This is a genomic window from Enterobacter sp. BNK-8 (genome assembly GCF_048685095.1).
Classification (GTDB): Bacteria; Pseudomonadota; Gammaproteobacteria; order Enterobacterales; family Enterobacteriaceae; genus Enterobacter; species Enterobacter quasiroggenkampii.
The window spans coordinates 1,689,276-1,710,832 of record NZ_JBLQTN010000001.1 but is presented as its reverse complement, the minus strand read 5'-3'; the positions used below and the strand labels follow the sequence as shown (position 1 = coordinate 1,710,832).

At 56.0% G+C, this 21,557-nt stretch carries 23 protein-coding genes; 14 read left to right on the top strand and 9 right to left on the bottom strand.

Features of this window, described 5'->3' with window-relative positions:
* Positions 1–19 precede the first annotated feature (19 nt).
* Together oqxB and ACMGGU_RS08255 are read right to left on the bottom strand one after the other, a co-directional pair.
* Entirely contained in the window at positions 20–3,175 is a 3,156-nt protein-coding gene (gene oqxB / locus ACMGGU_RS08260; protein WP_021241210.1) for a multidrug efflux RND transporter permease subunit OqxB, read from the bottom strand.
* Positions 3,176–3,199: 24 nt separating this feature from the next.
* Positions 3,200–4,375, bottom strand: a complete 1,176-nt coding sequence (locus ACMGGU_RS08255; RefSeq protein WP_045910401.1) for an efflux RND transporter periplasmic adaptor subunit — start codon at positions 4,373–4,375, stop codon at positions 3,200–3,202.
* Between the two features lie 337 nt (positions 4,376–4,712).
* Between ACMGGU_RS08255 and ACMGGU_RS08250 the strand changes: the two genes are divergently transcribed.
* Together ACMGGU_RS08250 and ACMGGU_RS08245 are read left to right on the top strand one after the other, a co-directional pair.
* Positions 4,713–5,066, top strand: a complete 354-nt coding sequence (locus tag ACMGGU_RS08250; protein ID WP_045910400.1) for a helix-turn-helix domain-containing protein — start codon at positions 4,713–4,715, stop codon at positions 5,064–5,066.
* Positions 5,067–5,136: 70 nt separating this feature from the next.
* The gene (locus ACMGGU_RS08245; RefSeq protein ID WP_024909116.1) at positions 5,137–5,454 is read left to right on the top strand and encodes a YebG family protein; all 318 of its coding nucleotides are present in this window, start codon (positions 5,137–5,139) and stop codon (positions 5,452–5,454) included.
* A 199-nt stretch (positions 5,455–5,653) separates the two neighbouring features.
* On the opposite strand, the gene ACMGGU_RS08240 is transcribed toward ACMGGU_RS08245, so the two are convergent.
* Together ACMGGU_RS08240 and ACMGGU_RS08235 are read right to left on the bottom strand one after the other, a co-directional pair.
* Positions 5,654–6,364 carry a YnfC family lipoprotein gene (locus ACMGGU_RS08240; protein WP_262801775.1) on the bottom strand — a complete coding sequence of 237 codons (711 nt, stop codon included), beginning with the start codon at positions 6,362–6,364 and terminating at the stop codon, positions 5,654–5,656.
* Positions 6,365–6,502: 138 nt separating this feature from the next.
* The gene (locus ACMGGU_RS08235) at positions 6,503–6,805 is read right to left on the bottom strand and encodes a hypothetical protein (RefSeq protein ID WP_262801776.1); all 303 of its coding nucleotides are present in this window, start codon (positions 6,803–6,805) and stop codon (positions 6,503–6,505) included.
* A 321-nt stretch (positions 6,806–7,126) separates the two neighbouring features.
* On the opposite strand from ACMGGU_RS08235, the gene ACMGGU_RS08230 reads away from it, so the two are divergent.
* Complete coding sequence (locus ACMGGU_RS08230; protein WP_262801777.1) at positions 7,127–7,537, top strand: YybH family protein; 411 nt, start codon at positions 7,127–7,129, stop codon at positions 7,535–7,537.
* A 43-nt stretch (positions 7,538–7,580) separates the two neighbouring features.
* On the opposite strand, the gene ACMGGU_RS08225 is transcribed toward ACMGGU_RS08230, so the two are convergent.
* Both ACMGGU_RS08225 and ACMGGU_RS08220 read right to left on the bottom strand, forming a co-directional pair.
* Positions 7,581–8,036: a hypothetical protein gene (locus ACMGGU_RS08225; protein ID WP_262821995.1), complete on the bottom strand. Its 456-nt coding sequence runs from the start codon at positions 8,034–8,036 to the stop codon at positions 7,581–7,583.
* Between the two features lie 398 nt (positions 8,037–8,434).
* Positions 8,435–8,938, bottom strand: a complete 504-nt coding sequence (locus ACMGGU_RS08220) for a winged helix-turn-helix transcriptional regulator (RefSeq protein WP_223540393.1) — start codon at positions 8,936–8,938, stop codon at positions 8,435–8,437.
* 61 nt (positions 8,939–8,999) lie between these two features.
* On the opposite strand from ACMGGU_RS08220, the gene ACMGGU_RS08215 reads away from it, so the two are divergent.
* Positions 9,000–9,236, top strand: a complete 237-nt coding sequence (locus ACMGGU_RS08215; RefSeq protein ID WP_032674674.1) for a tautomerase family protein — start codon at positions 9,000–9,002, stop codon at positions 9,234–9,236.
* 65 nt (positions 9,237–9,301) lie between these two features.
* On the opposite strand, the gene ACMGGU_RS08210 is transcribed toward ACMGGU_RS08215, so the two are convergent.
* Positions 9,302–10,186, bottom strand: a complete 885-nt coding sequence (locus tag ACMGGU_RS08210) for a LysR family transcriptional regulator (protein WP_420300963.1) — start codon at positions 10,184–10,186, stop codon at positions 9,302–9,304.
* 114 nt (positions 10,187–10,300) lie between these two features.
* Between ACMGGU_RS08210 and ACMGGU_RS08205 the strand changes: the two genes are divergently transcribed.
* The 4 genes from ACMGGU_RS08205 to ACMGGU_RS08190 all read left to right on the top strand — a co-directional run bounded on the left by ACMGGU_RS08205 (position 10,301) and on the right by ACMGGU_RS08190 (position 14,266).
* Complete coding sequence (locus tag ACMGGU_RS08205; protein WP_420300395.1) at positions 10,301–11,428, top strand: alpha/beta hydrolase; 1,128 nt, start codon at positions 10,301–10,303, stop codon at positions 11,426–11,428.
* 49 nt (positions 11,429–11,477) lie between these two features.
* Positions 11,478–12,662 carry an MFS transporter gene (locus ACMGGU_RS08200; RefSeq protein ID WP_395299169.1) on the top strand — a complete coding sequence of 395 codons (1,185 nt, stop codon included), beginning with the start codon at positions 11,478–11,480 and terminating at the stop codon, positions 12,660–12,662.
* Between the two features lie 84 nt (positions 12,663–12,746).
* The gene (locus tag ACMGGU_RS08195; protein ID WP_262810510.1) at positions 12,747–13,370 is read left to right on the top strand and encodes a glutathione S-transferase family protein; all 624 of its coding nucleotides are present in this window, start codon (positions 12,747–12,749) and stop codon (positions 13,368–13,370) included.
* A 158-nt stretch (positions 13,371–13,528) separates the two neighbouring features.
* On the top strand, positions 13,529–14,266 hold the full coding sequence (locus ACMGGU_RS08190) for a YoaK family protein (protein ID WP_048222910.1): 738 nt from the start codon (positions 13,529–13,531) through the stop codon (positions 14,264–14,266).
* On the opposite strand, the gene ACMGGU_RS08185 is transcribed toward ACMGGU_RS08190, so the two are convergent.
* Complete coding sequence (locus ACMGGU_RS08185; protein WP_045910390.1) at positions 14,216–14,665, bottom strand: MerR family transcriptional regulator; 450 nt, start codon at positions 14,663–14,665, stop codon at positions 14,216–14,218. The genes ACMGGU_RS08190 and ACMGGU_RS08185 overlap by 51 nt on opposite strands.
* A gap of 91 nt (positions 14,666–14,756) precedes the next feature.
* On the opposite strand from ACMGGU_RS08185, the gene ACMGGU_RS08180 reads away from it, so the two are divergent.
* The 6 genes from ACMGGU_RS08180 (at position 14,757) to clcB (ending at position 20,826) form a co-directional block, all read left to right on the top strand.
* The gene (locus ACMGGU_RS08180; RefSeq protein ID WP_420300394.1) at positions 14,757–15,704 is read left to right on the top strand and encodes an NAD-dependent epimerase/dehydratase family protein; all 948 of its coding nucleotides are present in this window, start codon (positions 14,757–14,759) and stop codon (positions 15,702–15,704) included.
* Positions 15,705–15,980: 276 nt separating this feature from the next.
* Entirely contained in the window at positions 15,981–16,691 is a 711-nt protein-coding gene (osmY, locus tag ACMGGU_RS08175) for an osmoprotectant ABC transporter permease OsmY (RefSeq protein ID WP_025911451.1), read from the top strand.
* Between the two features lie 18 nt (positions 16,692–16,709).
* Entirely contained in the window at positions 16,710–17,609 is a 900-nt protein-coding gene (gene osmX, locus ACMGGU_RS08170; protein ID WP_395299167.1) for an osmoprotectant ABC transporter substrate-binding protein OsmX, read from the top strand.
* Between the two features lie 8 nt (positions 17,610–17,617).
* Positions 17,618–18,265 (top strand): osmoprotectant ABC transporter permease OsmW, encoded by a 648-nt coding sequence (osmW, locus tag ACMGGU_RS08165; protein WP_014169860.1) that lies wholly within the window; start codon positions 17,618–17,620, stop codon positions 18,263–18,265.
* A complete protein-coding gene (osmV, locus tag ACMGGU_RS08160; RefSeq protein WP_069719337.1) occupies positions 18,265–19,413 on the top strand; it encodes an osmoprotectant ABC transporter ATP-binding protein OsmV in 1,149 nt (382 codons plus the stop codon). The genes osmW and osmV overlap by 1 nt, the downstream gene beginning before the upstream one ends.
* A gap of 102 nt (positions 19,414–19,515) precedes the next feature.
* Positions 19,516–20,826, top strand: a complete 1,311-nt coding sequence (gene clcB, locus ACMGGU_RS08155) for a voltage-gated ClC-type chloride channel ClcB (protein WP_420300393.1) — start codon at positions 19,516–19,518, stop codon at positions 20,824–20,826.
* On the opposite strand, the gene bioD is transcribed toward clcB, so the two are convergent.
* On the bottom strand, positions 20,761–21,456 hold the full coding sequence (gene bioD / locus ACMGGU_RS08150) for a dethiobiotin synthase (protein WP_045910385.1): 696 nt from the start codon (positions 21,454–21,456) through the stop codon (positions 20,761–20,763). The genes clcB and bioD overlap by 66 nt on opposite strands.
* Between the last annotated feature and the right edge of the window lie 101 nt (positions 21,457–21,557).

Sequence of the window (21,557 nt, the reverse complement as noted above, 5' to 3'; positions counted from 1 at the left end):
TTTATTATCAGCAACGTCCTTAAGCGGGCAGCACGTCCCTTTCCTCTTTCTTCCCACGCGTGACGAACTTACGCAGCGTCACGTAGAACACCGGCGTCAGGAACAGACCAAACAGCGTCACCCCCAGCATACCGGAGAATACCGTGATCCCGGTGACGCCACGTACTTCTGCGCCCGCGCCGTGGCCGAGGATCAGCGGAATGGTCCCGGCAATAAAGGCGATGGAGGTCATCACAATCGGGCGTAAACGCAGGCGGCACGCTTCCAGCGCGGCCTCCATGATGCCTTTACCCTGAATTTCCAGCTCGCGAGCAAACTCCACGATAAGAATGGCGTTTTTACAGGCCAGCCCCATCAGCACCACCAGCCCCACCTGCACGAAGACGTTGTTATCGCCCCCGGTCAGCCAGACGCCAAACAGTGCGGAGAGCATGGTCATCGGCACGATGAGGATCACTGCCAGCGGCAGCGTCCAGCTTTCATACAGCGCCGCCAGAACCAGGAATGCCAGCAGCACCGCGACCGGGAAGACGATCAGCGCCGTGTTGCCCTGGGTGGCCTGCTGGAAGCTCAGATCCGTCCATTCGATGTTCATCCCGTTCGGCAGGATCTGCTTAGACATCGCGTCCAGCTGCGTCATCGCCTGCGCTGATGAGAGCACGCGCGGGTCGGCATCGCCAATCAGGTCCGCCGCCGGGTAGCCGTTGTAGCGGATCACCGGATCCGGCCCGTAGGTGGTCGTGATGTTTACCATACTGCCAATCGGCACCATTTCGCCCTGGCTGTTACGGGTGCGCAGATTCGCAATATCTTCCACGCTGTCGCGGAACTGCCCGTCCGCCTGCGCCATCACGCGCCAGGTACGTCCGAACTGGTTGAAGTCATTGACGTACGACGAGCCCAGATAGGTTTGCAGCGTCCCGAAGAGATCGGTCAGCGACACGCCCTGCGCTTTCGCCTTATCGCGGTCAACCTGCACGTCCAGCTGCGGCACGTTAGCCTGGTAGGTTGAGATCGGGAAATGCATCCCCGGCGTCTGCATAATTGCACCGGACATGGTGTTCACCGCATTTTGCAGCGCGCCATATCCCAGACCACCGCGGTCCTGGATGTACAGGGAATAGCCCGACCCCTGACCCAGCCCTAAAATCGGCGGCGGCAGGATGGAGAAGCCAAAGCCCTGCTGGATTTGCGCGATTTTCGCGTTAATCTCGGCATTAATTTCCGCCGCGGAATGTTTACGCTGGTCGAACGGCTTCAGACCGAAGAAGACCGTCCCGGTATTCGGCGTGTTGGTGAACTGCAGCGCATTCAGTCCCGGAAACGCGACCGCATAGTCCACGCCTTCGGTATTCATCCCGATTTCGCTCATTTTGCGGATCACCGCATCGGTGCGGGCCAGCGAAGAGCCTTCCGGCATTTTCACGCCGCCGATCAGGTAAAGCTTGTCCTGCGTCGGAATAAACCCGCCGGGCACCGCTTTAAACATGACGCCTGCGGCACAGAGCAGCAGCAGATAAACCACGAATACCGCCCCGCGTCGTCCCAGCGTTTTGCCCACCAGCCCCTGATAGCCGTTTGAGCTGCGGAGGAAGAAGCGGTTAAACGGACGGAAAATCCAGCCGAAGAGACGATCGATAAGCCGGGTCGGGAAATCTTTCGGCGCGCCGTGCGGCTTTAACAGCAGTGCCGCCAGCGCCGGAGAGAGCGTCAGCGAGTTAATCGCTGAAATCACCGTAGATATCGCGATCGTCACCGCAAACTGCTTGTAGAACTGGCCGGTAACGCCCGACAGAAACGCCATCGGCACAAACACCGCGCACAGCACCAGCGCAATCGCGATAATCGGCCCGGACACTTCACGCATCGCCTGGTGCGCAGCCGCAAGCGGCGCAAGCCCCTCTTCGATGTTTCGCTCGACGTTTTCCACCACCACGATGGCGTCGTCCACCACGATACCGATGGCCAGCACCAGCCCGAACAGGCTAAGGGTATTCAGCGAGAAGCCCAGCAGGTAGAGAATGCTGAAGGTACCCACCACCGACACCGGCACCGCGATCAGCGGAATGATCGACGCGCGCCAGGTTTGCAGGAACAGAATGACCACCAGCACGACCAGCACCACGGCTTCCAGCAGCGTCTGCACCACCGCACGGATCGAATCACGCACGAAGACCGTCGGATCGTAAGGTGCCGCCCACTTCATGTCTGCCGGGAAGCGCGTGGACAGTTCGTCCATTTTCGCGCGCACCGCGTTAGACAGGTCGATAGCGTTCGCCCCGGGTGACTGGAAGATACCAATCCCGACTGCGTCTTTATTGTTCAGCTGGGAACGCAGCGCATAGCTCCCGGAGCCCATTTCAATCCGCGCCACGTCGCGCAGGCGGACGACCGTACCATCCTGCGTTGTTTTCAGGACAATATTGCCAAACTCTTCTTCGGTATGCAGGCGGCCCTGGGCGTTAATGGAGATCAGGAAATCACTCTCTTTCGGCAGCGGCTCGGCGCCAAGCTGACCGGCGGAGACCTGTACGTTTTGCTCCTGCATCGCCGTGACCACGTCCGAGGCGGTCAGACCGCGCGCCGCCACTTTATTTGGGTCCAGCCAGACGCGCATCGCGTACTCGCCGGAGCCGAAAATCTGGATCTGGCCGACGCCGGGCAGGCGCGCCAGCTCATCCTTCACCTTCAGCGTGGCGTAGTTGCGCATATACAGCGAGTCGTACTTACCGTTTGGCGAAAACAGATGCACCACCAGCGTCAGCGTCGGGGACTGTTTCTGGGTGGTAATGCCCAGACGCCGCACGTCCTCCGGCAGACGCGCCTCGGCCTGCGCGACGCGGTTCTGCACCTGAACCTGCGCCTGATCGGGGTCAGTTCCCGGACGGAAGGTCACGGTAGTCACCAGCACGCCGTCCGAACCCGCGACGGATTTCATGTACATCATGTTCTCAACGCCGTTGATCGCCTCTTCCAGCGGCGTCGCCACGGTCTCAGCAATCACTTTCGGGTTGGCGCCCGGGTACTCCGCGCGCACCTGCACGCTTGGCGGCACGACATCAGGGTATTCGCTCACCGGCAGCAGCGGGATGGCGATTAACCCTGTGATAAAAATCAGAATCGACAGGACGGCAGCAAAGATCGGCCTGTCGATGAAAAAACGGGAAAAGTCCATGGGTTGGATTCTCAGGTCAAGGGATCAGTTGAGGGCGCTGGTGGCGGTCATGGCAACGGTTTTGGCGTTAACCGGCATACCCGGCATAAACACTTTCTGTAAACCCTCGACGATGACTTTGTCGCCAGGGTTCAGCCCCTGCCGCACAATGCGTAAACCGTCTGCCAGACGTCCCGGCGTAATGTCGCGACGCTGCGCTTTCCCCTCTTTATCCACGATATAGACGTATTTTCGATCCTGATCGGTCAGCACCGCCTTGTCGTCGATAAGCGTGGCTTTGAACTCCGCGCTGCCCGGCAGGCGTACGCGGGCAAACAGTCCCGGCGTGAACTGACGCTGTGAGTTATCCAGCAGCGCGCGCATGCGGATGGTCCCGGTGCTCGGCGTGAGCTGGTTATCCAGAAAATCCACTTTGCCCTGATGGGGATAGCCCTCCTCGCCCGTCAGGCCAATCTCAACCGGCAGCGCCGTGTGATTGCTGGTCGCCCCCTGCCCGCTGCGGGCCAGGTTTTGATAGTGAAGGTAGGTTGACTCGTCCACGTCAAAGTAGACGTACACCGTCTTCTGCGAGACCAGCGTGGTGAGGACGCTGGCAGTGTCGCCCGCAGTCACCAGGTTCCCGCTGGTGATCAGCGCCCGGCTGGCGCGACCATCGATAGGCGCGGTCACTTTGGTAAAGTCCAGGTTGAGCTGGGCTGCGTCAACCGCCGCCTGCGCGGCGCGAATGTCGGCCTGCGCCTGAACGGCAGCCGAACGTCGCTGCTCCCACTCTTCCCGTGAGACCAGATGGGTATTGATCAGCTTATCGGTACGGTTAGCCTCACTTTGCGCCAGGCTGGCCTGCGTTTTGGCTCTCGCCAGGTTCGCCTGCGCCTGTTCCAGCGCAGCGCGATAGGTACGATCATCAATGGTGAACAGCACCTCGCCCTTCTTCACTTCCTGACCGTCGGTGTAATTCACCTTATCAATGTAGCCGGACACGCGCGGGCGCAGCTGAACGCTCTCCACCGCTTCAATCCGACCGTTAAAGCTATCCCACTGGCTAATCGATTTCACCACCACGTCAGCGGCACTCACGGCAGGCGCAGGTGGCGCGGCATTTTGCGCGACGCTGTTATCGCATCCGACGAGCAGCACGGAGAGCAACATGGCCCCCAGCGCGCTCAGATGAGAATTACCCCAGGTTTTTTGCAGGCTCATTATTTTTATTCCGATAATTGTCGCCACCGGGCAAGACGCAGCAGGAGGCACCGCGCCACTTCCTTTGTCCGGGGGCTGTCTTAAGGCCATTTGTGTCGTTCATCGCCACAAAACTGTAACAGTTGCGAATACACTATTCGCGGCGATTGTAGGAAGGCGCTTAACTAAGTGCAAGAATAATTGTTGCACTTTATGTGCTATTTGAGTGGATGTGAAAAGACCCGTTTCGGTCAGGGATTTAAATGCAACAATAAAACTTGCAATTACTGCAAAAACGCGCCACCTTTAAATGCAACAGACAAAGATACTTTTTCATCCGCTGCGTGGGGGTAACCAGATGAACACTGGCGCATTTATGCATGATTTACTCGACTGGATCGACAACAACTTGGACAGCCGACTGGACATTGAGACCGTCGCCAGGCGTTCCGGCTACTCGAAATGGCACCTCCAGCGCCTGTTCAAAGAGCATACGGGCTATCCCCTCGCCGGGTATATTCGCGCGCAAAAGCTGCAAAAATCGGTTGAGCGGTTATCCCACAGCGATGAACCGATTCTGAACGTGGCGATCGCGCTGGGCTTTGACTCCCAGCAGTCCTTCAACCGCAGCTTTAAGCGTCAGTATGGTCAGGCGCCTGGGGCATGGCGACGGAGTATGAGTGGCCCGGAAACACAGCAGCTTCGCCAGTAATGCATATTTTGCTGCAACATCGATCTGTTGCTGCTATACTGTATATAAATACAGTATAACGAGGTGCACGATGGCTGTTGAAACAAAATTTGTTGTCGTAAGAAAAGGTGAAGAGAAAATGACATTTGCCAGTAAGAAAGAGGCTGACGCTCACGACAAGCTGCTCGATATGGCCGATGCGTTCACCGACTGGCTGTTGCAAAGCGGAATGCAGATGGATGAAACGCAGGCTGAAAATCTTGGCCTGTATCTCGCCGAGCAGAAAGAGACCGTGCAGCATATTCTGCGTACCAGCAAGCTTCCCGATCTCACTGCTCCAGCTGTAGCGGATAAAACAGAATCCGACGCGGCTGACGCCAAAAAAATCAGGGCTGTGAAAGCGGCCTGATTGCCAGAAAATCATCACCGTTCTGGAAGCCGTAAGCAGATAACTGCTTACGGCTTTTTGGCTGTCTGTAGTACTCTCCTGCTGATTGATGTTAACGATACCATCGTTCCAAAGCAGGAGATGATGCACTTACATAAAAAAATAGTACGTTAATCAACCTTTCGGGAAGATGACGTGGGTTCAGTCCTTTTAATATAATTTAGAAATATTCATTTTTGTGATTAGAAATCCATACGAGGCTTGAGTCACGATAGTCGTCGTTAGTGGATGCTATCAGCGAGCATTTATCTGCATTACCATCAGCGGTGTAAGCACAGCTTTGCTTCACCATGAAAGTGATGTCCTCTCTTTTCGACACTAATTCTGAGTCAAGGAATTGCGCACTCCCGGATGGGTAAACGATGCGTTCATCTTTTGGATCTTTGTAGTTTATTATGCGAACGGGGAATTGGCTGTTGTGATATTCATATCGCTCTACAACTTCGCCCGTATCTTTGTCCATTATTTTTTCCAGCAAGCCACGTATATTATAACTGAGTAAGTAATTACCTTTTTCATTCTCAAGCTCAGTAATTTCGCAGCGCTTATTTATTTTCCCGGTAATACGCTGGCCTTTAAGTGACGTCAGTAATCCATCTTTATTGACCAAATGAAACTCTCGATCATTTGCCTTGTCAACCATGTTGATACTCGTAAAGCATCCGCTGCGATCATATCTAACTTCTGTCATAACCTGAAGTTTACCTGTAACATCCCGCATCCACTGGAGGCTATGTTTTACGTTCCCGGTTGTTGCATCATGATCGAATAAAAGAGCAGCATTTAAGACCGCCGGTTTGAATTGAGTAAATGCCGCGACATCAAATGATAACGTCAATAATAATAGATTTAAAAAAACACCTGCTTTCATAAGTCATCCCTTTATTAATAAAATAGTCTTCAACGATGATGTGAATTCGCGCTCTTATATTTTACGAATAATCAAAGCGTTTCCATGCCACCCGTTAAGTGTCTGCTTTTTGTTCTAGTCAATCGATACAAGAGTCCCTCATTTTTTGTGAGCACTCGCTTTCCGACGGATCTCAATCATCCTGATATACATATCACGCAACTCCTTATTCTGCTTGATTACCATTTCTTTGGGCAAGGATTCTCTCTCATGATTCCATTCATCAACGACACCCTGGCACGCCAGATAAGCGTCATTAACAATATTTTCAGCTGGAATCATCGTGTTGATATAGGGAAAGGTATGTTTGTTCAGGCATACAGAGACAGGTGGGCCATAATCATGTTCTTCGGCATGTAAGGTAATAGCAATAAGGAGGATAAACAATGTTAGAAATCTCAACTTCTTTTTCCCCTGATAAATACTGTTTCGTCAAATGACTGTCTTCCGGGGAGTTATCGACTTTGTGCAAAAAATCTTTAGTTACCCAAGGAAGTTATTATCCTGCTGTAGTGACTGCTGACACAAAACCTGACAGATGCAGGTTTTAATGACTTGATATCAGTTTAGAAATCACCCCGTTGAGCTCACAATTCATAGCAGGCGTAACCTTAAAACTATCCGCTTCTATGCTAAACCTTCCAATCACAAAACCTGGTAGCTATACAAACACGCCAGACTGTTACGTTAATACACGTTCCCCCCACCAACGAGGGATCGCGCATGACCCCACATCCGCTACACCAGATCATCAAATCCTGCGATCGCGCCATCACCACCAAAAACTATGACGCGCTGATGGAATACTACGCCGAAGACGCGGCTCTGGTCGTTAAGCCCGGCATGACGGTTAAAGGCAAAGAAAACATCCGCAACGCGTTTATTGCCATCTCGGATTATTTCCAGGACCAATTGATTGTGGAACAAGGAGAGATGCAGGTGATCGAAGGCGGTGACAATGCCCTCGTTATCATGGAAACCGTTCTGCGTTTTCCTGATGGTCAGGGTGGAATAACGGAAATGTCGCGCCGCGCGACCTATGTTTTTCGGCTGGAAAGCGACGATCGCTGGCTTTGTACTATCGACAACTCCTACGGTACGTCGCTTCTGGATACCGGGAACCGATCGCGTTAATCACGGCTTCAAAGGGGCGCTGCCGCCCCTCCACGCCAGCCCCTTAATGCGCAGTAATGCGCGGCTCCTTTACAAACTCAGCCAGCAGCCACACCATATCGTGCAGCAGGCCCGTCAGCTCTTTCGCTACGTGAGCGGGTAGCGTTCCACCCATAACTGCTTGCGTCAGCGCCAGAACATAGTCCACCTGCGTTAAGGTGTCCTGCCAGCAGTCGGGCACGCAGGAGTTGGTTTTCTCACCCATGATCAACTGTTCAATCAGGTATGGCGGAAGATCGACATCACAGAGTTCACGCAGCCTGCGCAGAGCCTGAAGGAGACGCTCGCACAGCGCTGTACGGCTCGCGATATCATCGGTTTCGACCAGCACGCTCACCAGCGCGGCGCAGTTGTCGGCGACGTCAAAGAGATCGGCATCAGCCGGAAGCGGCCGGGAGATACGTTGCAGAATGACGTTTTCGTCAGACGGGAGATAAGTCAAGGTTGGGATAGTCGCCATACAAGGCTTCCTTCTATATGGAGTTTATTTAACCACCCTTTGAGTTCCTACGCTCGGGGGGTAGCGCTGACAGAGGTAGGAATACCGCCCATATAGAAAACGGCCAGCCTTACGGCTGCTCCGTCAGCGCCACCGTTATTGTAACGAGATCGGCACTGCTGCGACATACGTAATGTCACTATATGGTTGACGGGTTCCTACGCCCGATTGCAGATGTGCCGCAACGCAGGCACTTTACGACCGCGCCCCGTAGAGGAAAAGACATAACGCTGAATTTCATAAGGTTACTTTGCGGTTTGCGAGACGCCTTCCAGAATGACAACGCTGCCCTAAATTTTAAGGGTATCAATCACCGCTCTCGCTGGGCTTTGACTCCCGGCAGTCCTTCAACCGCAGCTTTAAGCGTCAGTATGGTCAGGCGCCTGGGGCATGGCGGCTAAGTACTGGCTGTCGTGAAACGTTAACCGAACGTTTTTAGGGTCAACGAACTTACCGTCGGCGGTAACATAGGCGCAATTCACCACTTCTCCACTTTCTTTGTCTGTTAACGCAATATGCGGTGCGTCGTGCAGTATGTTTTTATGACCCCACTCCATCAAAGAGAAAAGAATCGGCGCAAGGCTGCGGCTTTTGGCGGTGAGAACATACTCATACCGTTCACGCGCCCCTTCTTCCTGATAAGGGATTTTGCAAAGCAGGCCGAGTTCAGTCATTTTTTTTAACCGGTTCGCCAGCGTCTGCCTGGTGATTTTTGTATGATCACGTATTGTTTCAAAGCGTGTTACCCCATAAAACGCCTCTCTCAGAATCAACAAAACCCATTGATCGCCAAGAAGCTCAGCGGCCGCCGCTAACCCACAAAGCTCAGGTAATAAGTACGGTAATGATTTATTTTTTGACATCTCTTCGTTTGCCTCGTAACCTGAGTATGATTTAAAGACTCAGTTATTTAAGGAGAATACAATGCCCTTCGTAAATGTGCAAACCATTAAAGGAATTATGAATTCGGAGCAAAAAAAAGAACTGCTACGTCGTATGACTGACCTTATTGTTGAAATTGAGGGAAACGGCGATCCTGAATTCCGGCGTTCAGTATGGATCCGTATTGACGAGCATGAACCGGAACAGTGGAGTCTTGGGGGAATACAGCCCACATCTGAAATGATTGCTGCAAAATTTGCCTCACCACAGCGGTCCTGATTTATTTTTAGTCATAGCTCACCGGCGGGCAGTTTGAATGTCCGCTCTCGTGATGTTATGCAGCCCTAAATTTTCAGCGTATCGATCACAGCCCTCAGGGCAGGCGACACGTTGCGGTGCGGATAATAGAGATACAACCCGTCCATGCGCAGGCTATAGCGCTGCAACACCCGGATAAGCGTTCCGCGCTCCAGATCGTCAGCCACCAGCTCCACCGGAACATAGGCCAGCCCAAGCCCCAGCCGGGCGGCCTCGGCTTCCATGTAGCTGTCAGACAGCGCCCATTGCCCCTCTGGCCGATGGGTGATTTTTTTCCCGTCGTGCACCAGTTCCCACTGATAGTCACTACCGTCGGCAAACTGGTAGGCAATGCAGGGATGAGCCACTAAATCGGCTGGCGTCTGCGGAAAACCGTAGCGTCTGAAGTGTTCCGGGGCAGCCACCGCGGCCATTTCCATATCAGGCGTGATACGCACTGCAATCATTCCCTGCCCCACTTCCGGCCCCAGTCTGACACCCGCATCGAACCGCTCGGCGATAATGTCGACGAAGCGGCTTTCATTCATCAGTTCCAGCCTGATGTCCGGGTAACGCTGTTTAAAAATGGCGAGCTTTGGCAGCAGACACTTATCGATAGCGTGCTGGCTGGCATTAATGCGCACCGTGCCGGACGGCGTCTGACGATAGTGTGCCAGGGTCGCCAGACCCGTATCGAGCGTATCGAATGCAGACTCGGCGGTCTGATAAAGCTGTTCCCCGGCATGGGTGAGCGAGAGCTTGCGCGTGGTGCGGACCAGAAGTTGAACGCCCAATCGCTCTTCCAGCTCGCGAACCGAGCGGCTGATCCCGGATTGCGCCAGCCCAAGCCGAAGCGCGGCCGCCGTGAAGCTCCCCTCCCGTACCACCTGCATGAACAGGTACAGCTCATTATAGTTTTCCCGTTTCGCCATCATCCCCACCCATTTATAACAATATGATATGAATCCTAGCAGCTTTAACCCTCTAATCAGCACTATTTCTGCTAACTATAATGACCGCAACACAACAACCCAGGGTTCATTTCTATGAAAACATTTACCCAAAAACTGTCCGTTGCGATGCTGCTATGTGCATCATTAAGTGTAGTGACAACAATGAGTTATGCAGAAACCACCAACCCAAACGCGCCTGTTTCGATGGTGAGCACATGGGATAAAACCTTCGCCGAAAGTGACAAAGTCGATCACCGTAAAGTGTCCTTCCAGAACCGATACGGGATCACTTTGGTAGGCGATCTGTATCTTCCCAAAAACCGCGGCGACCGCAAGCTGGCGGCGATTGCGGTCAGCGGGCCATTTGGCGCAGTCAAAGAGCAGTCCAGCGGCCTGTATGCGCAAACCCTGGCAGAAAATGGGTTTGTGACCCTGGCGTTCGATCCGTCCTATACGGGCGAAAGCGGTGGCCAGCCGCGCAACGTAGCGTCTCCGGATATCAACACCGAAGACTTTAGCGCGGCGGTGGACTTCCTCGGGTTGCAGAAAGAAGTTGATCGTAACCGCATTGGTATTCTCGGCATCTGCGGCTGGGGCGGTATGGCGCTCAACGCAGCATCCATGGACACCCGCGTGAAGGCGGTCGCCACCAGCGTGATGTATGACATGAGCCGGGCGATGGGCCACGGCGTGGGCGACGGGAAAGATCGCTATTCAACGTCTGACCGCCGTGCCGTTCTGCAGTATCTGAACGCACAGCGCTGGAAAGATGCTGAGAACGGTACCTTCGCGCACGGCGGCCATGACATTTATGTCGATGAGAACGGCAAGGTGACGGCAGCTGAACGTATTCTGCCGGAGGCGTTACCTGACAACCCGAATCCGGTACTCAAAGAGTTCTTTGACTACTACCGTATGCCGCGCGGCTTCCATGCGCGATCCGTCAACTCAACCGGCGCGTGGACCGCGACCACGCCATTATCATTTATGAATATGCCGCTGCTGAGCTACGGCGGGGAAATTACTATCCCAACGCTTATCGTAACCGGTGAAAAGGCACACTCCCGCTACTTTGCTGAAGATGCGTTTAAAGCGGTCGGCAGCAAGCAGAAGGAACTGGTGATTGTTCCGGGCGCAAACCATGTCGATCTCTACGATAATGCTGCCGGGAAGATCCCCTTCGGCCAGTTTGAGCAGTTCTTCAAAACCAACCTGAAATAAATCTCTACGCCACCCGCCCTGTACGGGTGGCTCTTTGTGAAATCTGACTATGTCTACACTGAGCCGCACCACATCACAGAACACAGAGCATGCACACTGGAGTGGCGTTTTTGCCATGACCCTGTGCGTATTTGTCCTGATTGCCTCGGAATTTATGCCCGTCAGCCTGCTTACCCCCCTTGCCAGAGATTTGGGCGTTACGGAGGGTCTCGCTGGCCAGGGGATCGCGATTTCCGGCGCACTGGCGGTGCTGACCAGCCTCTTCCTTTCCCGGCTTGCCGGGAATATAAACCGCAAACACCTTCTTCTGGGCATGACGCTCCTGATGGCGCTCTCGGGGATGATTATCGCTTTCGCCCCAAACTATCTGGTTTACATGGCAGGCCGCGCGCTGATCGGTATCGCTATAGGCGGGTTCTGGTCCATGTCTGCCGCAACGGCCATTCGCCTTGTTCCGCCGCATAAGGTTGCGCGCGCGCTGGCCATTTTCAACGGCGGTAACGCGCTGGCAACGGTGGTGGCCGCCCCGCTTGGCAGCTATCTTGGGGCCACTATTGGCTGGCGCGGCGCATTTCTTTGTCTGGTGCCCGTGGCGATAGTCGCGTTCATCTGGCAGTGTTTAAGCCTGCCTGACATGAACGCGCGTAAAAACGGTACATCACGAGGAAGTGTTTTTCGGTTATTCCGCCAGCCTGCCGTTTCCGTTGGTCTGCTGGCCTGCGGCCTGTTCTTTATGGGGCAGTTTGCGCTGTTTACCTATCTGCGCCCGTTCCTTGAAACCGTCACCCGGGTGAGCGGAGCCGGGCTGTCGCTGATTTTGCTCACCATAGGCGTTGCAGGTTTTGTGGGCACCCTTTTCGTTGCCCTGGTGCTTAATGCCGCGTTTTACATAACGCTGATCGCGATCCCTCTACTGATGGCGGCCATCGCAGTCGCGTTGATTCTCGCCGGGCATAACGTGTGGATTGTGGCCCTGCTGTCAGGCCTATGGGGGATGCTGGCAACATCAGCGCCGACGGGGTGGTGGACGTGGATTGCGCGAACGCTGCCGAAGGATGCTGAAGCCGGCGGTGGACTGATGGTCGCGGTGATCCAGCTCGCCATTGCGCTCGGCTCAACGGCGGGCGGTATAGCGTTCGATCGTTATAGCTGGCAGAGCTCGTTTGCATTGAGTGGCATAGTGCTCCTCTTTGCGGCAGCGCTAACGTTTCTGCTTTCGCGTCTTCACAAATAACGCACCGGATGATTTTTTGACGCTTTTCTTCACCGTTCGTGTATTGTTTTTAAACAATAACATCCATTAAAGGACACCTGCGTAATGATCAGCATCCTCGGCAAAACCACCTCCATCAACGTTCGTAAAGTACTCTGGACCTGCGAAGAAGCAGGCATCGCTTATCAGCAGGAAGATTACGGCAGCGGTTTCGCCTCGACGGAAACGGATGCCTTCCGCACCCTGAACCCCAACGCCATGGTGCCGGTGCTGATTGACGGTGATTTCGTGCTGTGGGAGTCCAATTCCATCTGCCGTTATCTGGCGCGCAAGGCCGAACGTCACGATCTGCTGCCCGCAGAACCGCAGGCCTGCGCCAACGTTGAGCGCTGGATGGACTGGCAGGCCACTGAGTTTAACAACGCCTGGCGCTATGTCTTCCCGGCGCTGGGGCGTAAAAACCCGGCCTTTAACGACCCTGAGCGCATTGCGGCAGGAATCAAGGAGTGGAACCACTGCATCACCATTCTGGAACAACAGCTGCAGCGCACCGGGGCCTTTGCGGCGGGCGAGACGTTTACCCTCGCTGACGTGGTGCTTGGGCTGTCGGTGAATCGCTGGAAAATGACGCCGTTTGATAAGCCAGACGTGCCCGCCATTGAGGCCTGGTTCGAGCGCCTTAACCAGCGTCCGGCATTTTTGCGTCACGGCAATAACGGCATGGTGTAAAACTTAATGCCTGAATGAATACCGCAACGAGGCTGTTTTTTTAATTACGAAACCCTGATTGTCGTCAGAGGGAATAATAATTAAGCCATATCCTGGACAGCCCGTTGCACCGCTTTGCTAGCCTGAATAGTCAGGCAAAGCTCAACCCGGAGGTATTCTTGCTGATTAAACTCAAGAAAGAACGAACGCATCAGGAGGATCGCCGGCTTGCTCTCTGGCTGGCGACCTCAGCAGGTTTGCTGAACGCCATCGCCCTCGGGGCATTTGGTTTTTTCCCCTCACACATGACCGGCAACACCTCACAATTATCCAGCGAAGTTTCTTCTACCGATCTGAGCGATATTATTTTCTTCGGCTCGATAATTCTCTCTTTTGTGGCTGGCGCCATTATTGCGCGTACGATCGTCATATGGGGTATTATCCATAACGTCAGGCTGGTTTTTTGCCAGATCCTTTTTGTCGAGGGGATATTACTGACCGGCGTTTCCTTCTACGAAATGTATTTCCATGCGCTCACCAGCAATCGCGAGATTATTCTTTTTCTCTGCTTTCTGATGGGCATTCATAATTCCACCTCCACACAGCTTTCCGGCGGACGGGTAAGATCGACGCACATTACCGGCACGCTAACGGACGCGGGGATTTCCCTGGCCTCCGTCATGGTGGCGATGCTGCGCAGGGATTACTCCAAAGATACGGCGGCGCAAAAAAGTCAGCTAAAAACCCACTTAACCACCCTGTTTTCGTTCATTACAGGTGGTATTGCGGGGCTGCTGCTGTTCAGATGGATTGGCTTCAACGCCATGCTGGCGCTGGGGTTGATGCTCGCGGTTGTCGCCACCGTCTCAATTATCACCGTCTCGTCGCGGGTTCGACGGGTTCGCGCTGGCGTCTGAGGGTTGCAACTGCCCCAGCAGGCGCTGCATGTTGTCATCACAGGTGATGCCCTCCGGCCTGTGGGTGATACTCGTGACCAGGTCCAGCAGCTCCCTTCGGTTTTCCTCCAGCTGCTTCTGCATCGCCTCTATTTCAGCAATGCGTGTCTTCAGGGACTGGATCAGTCCCTCATGATCCCAGCGCTGTTGCGGCTGCGGCAAGAAGCGCCGTATTTGCTCAAGGGTGAACCCGGTCCGTTGTGCATTGTCGATAATGTTCAGCAGCGCAACCGCATCAGCGGAATAGGTACGGTACCCGTTCCCCTGCCTGACGGGTCGCGGCAGTAAGCCTTCCGCCTCATAAAACCGAATGCGCGACGGGGTAATTCCCGTCATTTTCGACAGCTCGCCAATTTTCATTTCGTCCGCTCTGGCATATTGACCTTAAAGTTAACTTTAAGCTTAAACTTTTTATGCGGTCAACCGGATCGTCATCTCATCAGGAGCTAAAATGCACACTATTCTGGGCGCCAGCGGGCAAATTGCCCGTGAACTTGCCCGCGAGCTTAAACGCGAATATACCGACGAGATCAGGCTGGTCAGCCGCCATCCGCAGAAAGTCAACGCCAGCGATAGCACGGTTGCAGCCGATCTCCTGGATGCGCAGCAGACGCAAGTGGCGATTAACGGTAGCGATACGGTCTATTTTACCGCCGGTCTGCCGCCTGATTCCGCGATGTGGGAGCGTCATTTTCCGACCATGCTGGACAATGCCCTGGAGGCCACGCGTAAGGCGGGGGCAAAATTCGTCTATTTCGACAACACCTATATGTACCCCCAGAGTAACGTGCCGCAAACCGAAGAGACGCGCTTTGCGCCCCGGGGGCGGAAAGGCCACGTGCGCGCCCTGATGGCAAACCGGGTGCTTGACGAAATGCAACGGGGCGACATTCCCGTCCTCATCGGTCGGGCGCCGGAGTTTTACGGGCCTGAGAAAACGCAGAGCTTCACCAATACGCTCATTATCGACAGGCTGAAGCAGCATAAGCGTCCGCGCGTTCCGGTGCGTGACGACACGCTTCGCACCCTCATCTGGACGCCGGATGCCAGTCGCGCGCTCGCTCTGCTGGGCAATACCCCTGAGGCCTACGGGCAGACGTGGCACTTGCCCTGCTGCGATGAAAGGCTGACGTACCAGCAGTTCGTCACTCTCGCCTGTGAGGTCTTTGGACAGCCAGCGGACTACTCCGTCCTCGGCAAGTTGGCCTTCGCCGCGACGGCGCTGTTTTCGCAAGGCGCGCGCGAAATGCGCGAGCTGTTGCCCCGGTACGAGGCTGACAACCTGTTTGATTCGACGAAGTTTAAAGAGCATTTCCCTGCGTTCACCGTTACGTCATACCGGAAGGGACTCGAGAACATCTGGCAAGAGTGGAAATCAAAAGAGCCCGGTGCAGCGTAATTACGGCGCCGCGTCACCGGGAATGCGGTGTATTATTCGTGACAACGTCACATTCAAATCTCTTCTTTAGGACTATTCTGCCCGCCCCACAATCAGGCCTTACGCCATAAGGCCTGACCTGAGGTTGCCACTAGTTTCATAGGGTTACTGATTTTACCCCTTCGCTGGAACCCTTCCCAAACGCTTGCTATAGGTCATCTACCCCTGCCGAAACATGGCATAACAACAGGCAACCGGTGGTTGCTATAACGCATGCGCACAGGGAGACACACCGCAATGCACCCATTACTCAAACGTTCGCTGCTGTTTGTCGGCGCCATTATTGTGGTCCTCGCCCTCCTCGTCTGGGGGATCGGGCTGGAGACCCTCAGAGCGCGTCAGGTTGACCTGATCTATCTCGGGCAACAGCATATGATTCTGGTTTTCTCATCAATGTTCTTTGCCCTGCTGGTGGGTATTCCGGCGGGTATTCTGCTGAGCCGCCCGGCCGCGCGGGGTATCGCCGAATATGTGATGCAAATCTTCAACGTCGGCAATACGCTGCCGCCGCTGGCCGTGCTGGCCCTGGCAATGGTGGTGATCGGCATCGGCGATACGCCCGCCATCATCGCCCTGTTCCTCGCCTCGCTGCTGCCGATCGTGCGTAATACCTACGCCGGGCTGTGCTCGGTCCCGCCGTCGCTGCTGGAAGCGGCAAACGGGATTGGCATGACCAAATGGCAGCGTCTGCGCCAGGTTGAGCTGCCTGCCGCCTGGCCGGTGATGCTCTCGGGGATCCGCATCGCCACCGCCATTAACGTCGGTACCGCACCACTGGCGTTCCTGATTGGTGCCAGCAGCTACGGCGAGCTGATTTTCCCCGGCATTTATCTGAACGATTTCCCGACCCTGATCCTCGGCGCGGCGGCCACCGCCCTGTTCGCCCTGATCCTCGATACCCTGCTGGCGGCGCTGGGTCGCGTGATGAGTCCCCATCTCGCTCGATAACAATAACAAGGAGCTTTTATGAGACTGTTTTCCGGCCTGACGGCGCTGTGTGCCGCGGCGCTGTTCACCAGCCAGGCGATGGCGGCCCCGCTGATTCTGGCAACCAAGAGCTTTACCGAGCAGCACATTCTCTCGGCGATGACCGTGCAGTACCTGCAAAAGAAAGGATTCCAGGTTCAGCCGCAAACCAATATCGCCACGGTGATTTCCCGTAACGCGATGATCAACAAACAGATTGACATGACCTGGGAGTACACCGGCACGTCATTAATCATCTTTAACCACATCAACAAGCGCATGTCGCCAGAGGAGTCTTACGAGACGGTGAAACGTCTGGACGCGAAGCACGGTCTGGTCTGGCTCAAGCCCGCCGACATGAACAACACCTATGCGTTCGCCATGCAGCGCAAGCGCGCCGAAGCGGAACATATCAACACCATGTCGGACATGGTGGCGAAGATTGAGCAGATCCGTCAAACCAACCCGGACAAAAACTGGCTGCTGGGCTTAGACCTGGAATTTGCCGGGCGCAGCGACGGCATGAAGCCGCTTCAGGCCGCCTATAAGATGGATCTGGACCGCCCGCAGATCCGTCAGATGGACCCCGGCCTGGTCTATAACGCGGTGCGCGACGGCTTCGTCGACGCCGGGCTGATTTACACCACCGACGGTCGCGTGAAAGGCTTCGACCTCAAGGTGCTGGAAGACGATAAAGGCTTCTTCCCGAGCTATGCGGTCACCCCGGTGGTCCGTAAGGACACGCTGGAGGCCAACCCCGGTCTGGAAGAGGCGCTCAACACCCTCTCTGCCCAGCTCAACAACGACGTTATCACCGAACTGAACAAGAAGGTGGATATCGACCATCAGTCACCGCAGCAGGTCGCCCGTGATTTCCTGCGTAGCAAACAGCTGCTGTAGGAGGCGCTATGGAGACGATTCACTACATTCTGGACAACTGGGACTACCTGTTAACCCTGACGCTGCAGCATCTGTGGCTGGTGGCGCTGGCTGTGGGCTTAGCCATTCTCATCGGCGTCCCGCTCGGCATTCTGATTGTTCGCCACAAGTGGCTGGCAACGCCGGTGCTGGGGATTGCCACCATCGTGCTGACCATTCCCTCCATTGCGCTGTTTGGCCTGATGATCCCGCTGTTTTCGCTGATCGGTCAGGGGATTGGCGCCCTGCCCGCGATCACGGCGGTGTTTCTCTACTCGCTGCTACCGATTGTGCGTAACACCCATACGGCGCTCGACAGCCTGCCGCCTGGCCTGCGTGAAGCCGGACGCGGCATCGGCATGACCTTCTGGCAGCGTCTGCGCTGGGTCGAAATTCCGATGGCGCTGCCGGTGATTTTCGGCGGGATCCGCACCGCCGTGGTGATGAACATCGGCGTGATGGCGATTGCCGCGGTGATCGGCGCGGGCGGTCTGGGCCTGCTGCTGCTCAACGGCATCGGCGGAAGTGATATCCGCATGTTGATCGCGGGCGCGCTGATGATTTGTCTTTTAGCGATTGTGCTCGACTGGCTGCTGCACCGTCTGCAGGTGGTTCTGACTCCAAAGGGGATTCGATAATGATAAAACTGGAAAACCTCACCAAACACTTTTCACAGAAGCACGGCCAGACCTTTAAGGCCGTCGACAACGTCAACCTGAACGTACCCGAAGGGGAAATGTGCGTCCTGCTCGGTCCGTCCGGCTGCGGAAAGACCACCACCCTGAAGATGATTAACCGCCTTATTACACCCAGCAGCGGGACGATCCTGATCAACGGTGAAGACACCAACGGGATGGACACCGTCACCCTGCGCCGCAACATCGGCTACGTGATCCAGCAGATTGGCCTGTTCCCGAACATGACCATCGAAGAGAACATCACCGTCGTACCGCGCATGCTGGGCTGGGATAAAGCGCGCTGTAAAACCCGCGCCGAAGAGCTGATGGACATGGTGGCGCTGGATCCGCATAAGTTCCTGAATCGCTATCCCCGTGAGATGTCCGGCGGCCAGCAGCAGCGCATCGGCGTGATCCGCGCCCTGGCGGCGGATCCTCCGGTACTGCTGATGGATGAACCCTTCGGCGCGGTGGACCCGATTAACCGCGAGGTGATCCAGAACCAGTTCCTGGAGATGCAGCGCAAGCTGAAAAAAACCGTCATGCTGGTCAGCCACGATATCGACGAGGCCCTGAAGCTCGGCGACCGTATTGCGGTGTTCCGTCAGGGGAAAATCGTGCAGTGCGCCAGCCCGGATGAACTGCTGGCGAAACCGGCGAACGAGTTTGTCGGCTCGTTTGTCGGTCAGGACCGCACGCTGAAGCGCCTGCTGCTGGTCTCGGCGGGCGACGTCACCGACCAGCAACCGACCATTACGGTGCGGGGCTCTACTCCGCTCCCTGAAGCCTTTGCGACCATGGATGATAACGATATTCGCGCGATTACCGTAGTTGACGAACACGGCAAACCGCTGGGCTTTGTGAAGCGTCGCGAAGCGCGTAACGCCAGCGGAACCTGCGCCGACATCCTGCATCCGTTCCGCATGACCGGCAAAGCGGAAGACAACCTGCGCGTGGTGCTTTCTCGTCTGTATGAGAGCAACACCAGCTGGATGCCGATCGTGGATGAGGACGGTCGCTACAACGGTGAGATTTCTCAGGACTATATTGCCGAGTATCTCAGTTCAGGGCGTACGCGTCGGGCGCTCAATATTCATAGCGAGAGCTAACCTTTCTGGCCGGGCATCGCCCGGCTTTTTCGCACGCATACCTTTTGCTAACCCCGCGATTTCCCGCCACAATATTGTATCGTCCCCGTTTACTCGCGACTCATGCAACGTCTTCATACGTACCCCGACATCCGCGCGATGTTTCGCCGACTGCTGATTGCCACCGTCACCGGCGTGCTGGCCGCGCTGGCCGTTGCAGTATTCCGCCACAGCATGTACCTGCTGGAGTGGCTGCTTCTCAGCAACGACAGCGGCAGCCTGGTGAATGCCGCCGCCTCGCTCTCACCCTGGCGGCGCGCGCTGACGCCCGCGCTGGGCGGGCTGGCTGCCGGACTGTTGCTCTGGGGATGGCAACGGCTGACCGCCCAGCGGCCTCATGCCCCCACCGATTATATGGAAGCGCTGGAGACCGGCGACGGCCAGTTTGATTACGGCGCCAGCCTGGTGAAATCCCTTGCCTCGCTGCTGGTCGTGGCCAGCGGAAGCGCCATCGGGCGTGAAGGGGCGATGATCCTGCTTGCTGCCCTTGCCGCCTCCTTTTTTGCCCGGCGCTTTACGCCCAAATCCGAATGGAAGTTATGGATCGCCTGCGGCGCCGCGGCCGGGATGGCCAGCGCCTACCACGCTCCGTTAGCCGGAAGCCTTTTCATTGCGGAGATTCTGTTTGGCACCCTGATGCTGGCCTCGCTCGGGCCCGTGGTTATCGCGGCGGTGGTGGCGCTTCTCACCACGCAGCTCCTGGCACCGGGTGCCGGCACGCTCTACGCGGTCCATCTGAGCGGCATCCTCACCGCGGCCGATTATGCCCTGCTGGCCGCGATGGGGCTGGTGGCGGGTCTATGCGGGCCGCTGCTGATGTGGCTGATGGCGTTCAGCCACGGTCTTTTCCTGCGCCTCAAACTTTCGCCGCCGTGGCAGCTGGCGCTCGGCGGTGCGATCGTCGGACTGCTGTCTCTTCTGACGCCGAAGGTGTGGGGGAACGGCTACAGCGTGGTGCAGGCTTTTCTGCTCGCGCCGCCGCTGCTGTCGGTTATTGCCGGGGTGTTCATCTGTAAATTGCTGGCAGTACTGGCGAGCAGCGGGTCGGGCGCGCCGGGCGGCGTGTTCACGCCGACGCTGTTTGTTGGCATGGCGACAGGCATGCTGTTTGCTCAACTTTTCGCGCTGTGGCTGCCGGGTTCTGAGGCGGCAATTTTGCTGGGGCTGGCAGGGATGGCAACGCTACTCGCCGCGACCACGCACGCGCCCATTATGTCGGCGCTGATGGTCTGTGAAATGACCGGACAGTATTTTTTACTGCCCGGTTTGCTGGTCGCCTGCGTGCTGGCGTCCGTGCTGTCGCGGACGTTACGCCACGACTCTGTCTACGGTCAACACGCCACCGAGGGCAGAGAGATCGATGTACTGCGCTAGTTCGCGCTGCTCGGCGCGAGGCAGATAAGGCAGCTCACCCACCAGCGGTCCGGGCAGTTTAGCGCTCAGCACGTCGATGATCTCCGCATAGTGCGCGAGGCCCGGGTTGATGCGGTTGGCCACCCAGCCCATCAGCGGCAGACCGTCATTGGCAATCGCCTGCGCCGTCAGCAGCGCGTGGTTGATGCACCCTTCCTGGATCCCCACCACCATCACCACCGGAAGCTGTTCCTGCACGACCCATTCCGACAGCGGGCGCAGGTCGTTCATCAGGCTGCGCCAGCCGCCCGTCCCTTCGACCACCACGTGATCGACCTTCTCGCTCAGGTTCGCCAGGCCATCGGACAACAGGGGATAGTTAATCAGGCCGCTGTGCGCCACGCTGCTCTCCTCTTCGCTTAACGCGATGGGATTGACCGCATGATAAGGCAACTCCAGTGACGAGACGCTTTGCAGCACCAGGGCGTCTTTATTACGCAATCCCTCTGGCGTCTCTTTACTCCCTTTTGCGACCGGTTTGTACCCTGCCACGCGTTTACCGCTTGCTGCCAGCGCCTGCAGCAATGCGCGGGATACGACGGTCTTGCCGACAGAGGTATCAGTACCAGTAACAAAGAAACGCTTAAGCATGACTCACTCCACCTCTTGGGTATGCTTCGAAAATATAAACCAGGTAAATAATTCAGTGGAGGAAGTCTACGGGATGCGTGCGCTACCCGGCTTGAGATAGC

Bases quoted from the DNA above. Each gene is read 5' to 3' on its own strand.
- ACMGGU_RS08205 (WP_420300395.1), top strand. From the start codon at position 10,301: ATGAAAACATTTACCCAAAAACTGTCCGTTGCGATGCTGCTATGTGCA.
- ACMGGU_RS08195 (WP_262810510.1), top strand. From the start codon at position 12,747: ATGATCAGCATCCTCGGCAAAACCACCTCCATCAACGTTCGTAAAGTA.
- ACMGGU_RS08230 (WP_262801777.1), top strand. From the start codon at position 7,127: ATGACCCCACATCCGCTACACCAGATCATCAAATCCTGCGATCGCGCC.
- ACMGGU_RS08210 (WP_420300963.1), bottom strand. From the start codon at position 10,186: ATGGCGAAACGGGAAAACTATAATGAGCTGTACCTGTTCATGCAGGTG.
- ACMGGU_RS08240 (WP_262801775.1), bottom strand. From the start codon at position 6,364: ATGAAAGCAGGTGTTTTTTTAAATCTATTATTATTGACGTTATCATTT.
- ACMGGU_RS08250 (WP_045910400.1), top strand. From the start codon at position 4,713: ATGAACACTGGCGCATTTATGCATGATTTACTCGACTGGATCGACAAC.
- ACMGGU_RS08200 (WP_395299169.1), top strand. From the start codon at position 11,478: ATGTCTACACTGAGCCGCACCACATCACAGAACACAGAGCATGCACAC.
- oqxB (WP_021241210.1), bottom strand. From the start codon at position 3,175: ATGGACTTTTCCCGTTTTTTCATCGACAGGCCGATCTTTGCTGCCGTC.
- ACMGGU_RS08215 (WP_032674674.1), top strand. From the start codon at position 9,000: ATGCCCTTCGTAAATGTGCAAACCATTAAAGGAATTATGAATTCGGAG.
- osmW (WP_014169860.1), top strand. From the start codon at position 17,618: ATGGAGACGATTCACTACATTCTGGACAACTGGGACTACCTGTTAACC.
- ACMGGU_RS08255 (WP_045910401.1), bottom strand. From the start codon at position 4,375: ATGAGCCTGCAAAAAACCTGGGGTAATTCTCATCTGAGCGCGCTGGGG.
- ACMGGU_RS08180 (WP_420300394.1), top strand. From the start codon at position 14,757: ATGCACACTATTCTGGGCGCCAGCGGGCAAATTGCCCGTGAACTTGCC.
- bioD (WP_045910385.1), bottom strand. From the start codon at position 21,456: ATGCTTAAGCGTTTCTTTGTTACTGGTACTGATACCTCTGTCGGCAAG.
- osmV (WP_069719337.1), top strand. From the start codon at position 18,265: ATGATAAAACTGGAAAACCTCACCAAACACTTTTCACAGAAGCACGGC.
- clcB (WP_420300393.1), top strand. From the start codon at position 19,516: ATGCAACGTCTTCATACGTACCCCGACATCCGCGCGATGTTTCGCCGA.
- ACMGGU_RS08245 (WP_024909116.1), top strand. From the start codon at position 5,137: ATGGCTGTTGAAACAAAATTTGTTGTCGTAAGAAAAGGTGAAGAGAAA.
- osmX (WP_395299167.1), top strand. From the start codon at position 16,710: ATGAGACTGTTTTCCGGCCTGACGGCGCTGTGTGCCGCGGCGCTGTTC.
- ACMGGU_RS08185 (WP_045910390.1), bottom strand. From the start codon at position 14,665: ATGAAAATTGGCGAGCTGTCGAAAATGACGGGAATTACCCCGTCGCGC.
- osmY (WP_025911451.1), top strand. From the start codon at position 15,981: ATGCACCCATTACTCAAACGTTCGCTGCTGTTTGTCGGCGCCATTATT.
- ACMGGU_RS08225 (WP_262821995.1), bottom strand. From the start codon at position 8,036: ATGGCGACTATCCCAACCTTGACTTATCTCCCGTCTGACGAAAACGTC.
- ACMGGU_RS08220 (WP_223540393.1), bottom strand. From the start codon at position 8,938: ATGTCAAAAAATAAATCATTACCGTACTTATTACCTGAGCTTTGTGGG.